Raw genomic sequence first — 3,803 nt, 5'->3', positions numbered from 1 at the left:
ATAAGTAGACTAAGTCGCATTCCTACCAAACGAGAGTTTGGGAGGAATATAAGTAGACTAAGTCGCATTCCTACCAAACGAGAGTTTGGGAGGAATATAAGTAGACTAAGTCGCATTCCTACCAAACGAGAGTTTGGGAGGAATATAAGTAGACTAAGTCGCATTCCTACCAAACGAGAGTTTGGGAGGAATATAAGTAGACTAAGTCGCATTCCTACCAACAAAGACACGAGGGTGTCTTTTTTTGTTGGAAAAAATACAATTTGTTGGCGCAGAGATTATTTTTAAGTAAATGCCCGTTGCCTATTGATTTTTTTACCCGATTTATGCTATTATTAAAGTAATATTTCTTTGGCATTTGTGGAGGTAATTATGAGTCTAGTTGGCGCATTGCTATTTGGACAAAGCGGAGGGCCGAGTAGCGTAATCAACGCATCGGCGTGCGGAGTTTTTGAAACGGCGAGTAATATTGAGTGTATTACGGCGGTATACGGCGCATCGCACGGCATTAAAGGCATATTAAACGAACAACTATATGATATTTCTAAGGAAGACAGCCAAGAAATTGCTCTTTTACGCAATACTCCCAGTTCGGCTTTGGGTTCGGTTCGCTACAAATTAAAAAACTACCAACAAGATTCGACTGATTACGAAAAAATATTGCAAGTCTTTACAAAATACAATATACGATATTTTTTGTATAACGGCGGTAACGACAGTATGGACACATGCAACAAAATTAGCAAGTTTCTTGCCGAACGCAACTACGCTTGTCAAATTATAGGCGTTCCCAAAACAATAGATAACGATTTGTTTGGCACAGACCACTGCCCCGGATATGGTAGCGCAGCAAAATATATCGCTACTACTTGTATGGAAATAGCCTTAGACGCCAAAGTTTACGGTAGCGGTACGGCTACTGTGATTGAAATAATGGGTAGAAACGCAGGTTGGTTAACCGCCGCAAGCTATGTAGCCTCTTCTGTCGGACTTGGACCCGACCTAATATATTTGCCCGAACGAGCCTTCGACGTTGAGAAATTTCTAATTGACTGCGAAAAAGTCTACGCTCAAAAAGGCAATGTTATTGTCGCCATAAGCGAAGGCATTAAAGATAAAGACGGCGTATATATTACCGAATACGCTACAAAAAACGCAAGCAAAGATTCTTTTAATCACGTTCAGCTAGGCGGAGTGGGCAATTATTTGGGGGCGTTACTCAAAGTTAGACTAAACGCTAAGACTCGCCCTATCGAATTCTCCCTTATGCAACGTTGCGCAGCGCACATTGCAAGTAAAACCGACGTTGACGAGGCTTATGGCGCAGGCAAAGAGGCTGTAATCTCGGCAATCGAGGGCAAGACCGACATTATGATAGGTATAAAACGACTAAATAAAGAAGGATATTCGACAAAGTTTATTGATATTCCGCTTGTAGACGTAGCTAATTACGAAAAGAAAATGCCTGACGCTTATATTTGTGGCGATAATTATGTAAGTCCGGCTTTTCTTGACTATGTTTTACCACTTATTGAAGGTCAAAACCCGGTCTTATACATAAACGGCGTTCCACGTTTTGCCAACCTAAAAAAAATACTGGTTAAAAAATAATTTTAAAAGTAAGTTAAAATAATCTACAATATTTACTTTTCAAATAAATTGCAAAATACTTAAATGATTACTAATTTAAATTGATTAGACTTCTACAAATTTCGTATTTGTAGAAGTCTTTTTAATTTTGCAATATGTAATATTTAAATTTTTTAAAAAAAATATATTTAAATTTAAAGATAACTGTATAAAATTTTACCTTTGACACAAAATTATATTGTACTATCTAAGGAGGTAATAATTATGAGATTAAATCCTGGCGACACAGCTCCTCAATCGGGAAGTTATCGTGTGTGCGACCGCAACGGCAAGATGGTAAACACCGTCACAATCAAACGTGGTCAAACATTACCACCCACTCAAACAAGTGGTTGGTATTATGAGATGAACGATTAAGTTTACCCGTTTAGTTAGGCAAAAAAATAAACAGCCCTTAGCTTAAAAAAAGTTAAGGGCTGTTTTATGTACTAAATTAAATTGACAAAATAATTATGTTTAAAAATAAATAACATTTTAAATTATTTATTCAGCGACATTTTCTTTTTCATCCGTAGTCGAAGACTGTTCTTCTATGGGAGATAATTTCACTTTAAGCGCAAGGTAAAATTTTGCGGTTGCGGTTTGTATGTATGCGGTAAGCGGAATTGACAACATCGCAGATAGCGCAGTAATTGAACTTGGCTGTATTCTAGTGGTCGTAACTTCGGTTAGGCCTAACACCATGCGAAGAACCATGGTTATTGCGGTATATACCAAAGCCGTAAGCAGAATCCAACCGATAAAGCTAAACCCTAATCCAAACAAAGCGCCCTTTTGCCCTTTCATCATATTTTTACTTCGGTCAATACACTCAGCTGCCGACAAATCTAAATTATCCGCCTTGATATATGGCGCCATCGAATAAGAAAAACTCTTGATTATGCCGGGTATAACTAATAACAAAGACCAAAGGCAAATTTTAACCGTCATTAATAGATATAAACAAAAGCTACGCCAAACATATTTAAAATAACTTGTAAAAACGTCAAATCTGCCATTATTTGTTTCGGCAAGTCTTAAAAAGTAATTGGCGTTAGCAAGCCCAAATAATAGTCCGGCTATGGTAGCCAAAATATTAAATACGTTAAGTAGTATAAGTTTAGCGTTAAGACTTTGGTACAAATCTAAATAAACTTCATCGGTTATCTGATTAGCGCCTTGTCTTTCTAGTAAGTCTAGCAGTTCATTTTGTATACCCATGGTAGACAAGTCGTAGATTACCCCCATAATGAAAGCAAACGACGCCATAATTAGACATACTAATAGAGCGTTTACCCAGTTACCTTTCAAAGCCGTCCTCGCTTCTTTCCTAATTTGAAAACTATTCATAGATGCCTCCTCGATAAAAATGTAAACAAAATCTTCATTTGTTTAACATTAGTTTACTATATAAATATATAAAAATCAAGACTAAATACAAAAAATATTTTCTTAATAAATATTAATAAATAAATTAACAAATATTATATTATTCTACTCTAATAACGATATAAATAAAAAGTATAACGATAAATATAAAAAAAGACCGCATAAAGCGGTAAAAAGGCATAAAAAAAACACCACATAGGGAATACGGGGTGTTGATTATGTTTCGTTAAGGGGAACTTAACAGAAACTGTAACTATGAAAGAGAGAAAAGCAAGAGACAGTCAACAACTAACGGGTTAGAATAATCTTTGTTTTAAGTTTGTAAGTCTAAAAATAAGATAAACAAAAAGACCCTAATCAATGGTTCAAAAGTGGTACTTTTGCTATAACCATTGCACGACAAAGTAGGTGTTACCTACTCCCTAAAAGGAGGTGATCCAGCCGCACCTTCCGATACGGCTACCTTGTTACGACTTCACCCCAGTCACGAACCCCGCCGTGGTAAGCGCCCTCCTTGCGGTTAGGCTACCTACTTCTGGCGAGACCCGCTCCCATGGTGTGACGGGCGGTGTGTACAAGACCCGGGAACGTATTCACCGTGACATTCTGATCCACGATTACTAGCGATTCCGACTTCACGCAGTCGAGTTGCAGACTGCGATCCGGACTACGACTGGCTTTATGGGATTAGCTCCCCCTCGCGGGTTGGCAACCCTTTGTACCAGCCATTGTATGACGTGTGTAGCCCCACCTATAAGGGCCATGAGGACTTGACGTCATCCCCA

General features: G+C 38.0%; 3 protein-coding genes and 1 rRNA gene. 2 read left to right on the top strand and 2 right to left on the bottom strand.

Annotated features, from left to right (window positions below; all coding sequences use genetic code 11):
* Positions 1–369: 369 nt before the first annotated feature.
* Both RR062_06130 and RR062_06125 read left to right on the top strand, forming a co-directional pair.
* Positions 370–1,611, top strand: a complete 1,242-nt coding sequence (locus RR062_06130; protein ID MEG2027278.1) for a 6-phosphofructokinase — start codon at positions 370–372, stop codon at positions 1,609–1,611.
* 243 nt (positions 1,612–1,854) lie between these two features.
* Positions 1,855–2,007 (top strand): hypothetical protein, encoded by a 153-nt coding sequence (locus tag RR062_06125; GenBank protein MEG2027277.1) that lies wholly within the window; start codon positions 1,855–1,857, stop codon positions 2,005–2,007.
* Between the two features lie 126 nt (positions 2,008–2,133).
* Here RR062_06125 and RR062_06120 read toward each other — a convergent pair whose 3' ends face one another.
* Positions 2,134–2,979, bottom strand: a complete 846-nt coding sequence (locus RR062_06120; protein ID MEG2027276.1) for a DUF975 family protein — start codon at positions 2,977–2,979, stop codon at positions 2,134–2,136.
* 464 nt (positions 2,980–3,443) lie between these two features.
* Positions 3,444–3,803, bottom strand: a 16S ribosomal RNA gene (locus tag RR062_06115); the annotation flags it as partial.

It is taken from the genome of Clostridia bacterium, assembly GCA_036654455.1.
Taxonomy (GTDB): Bacteria; Bacillota; Clostridia; order Christensenellales; family CAG-314; genus JAVVRZ01.
This window is presented reverse-complemented; position numbering and strand designations above follow the sequence as displayed.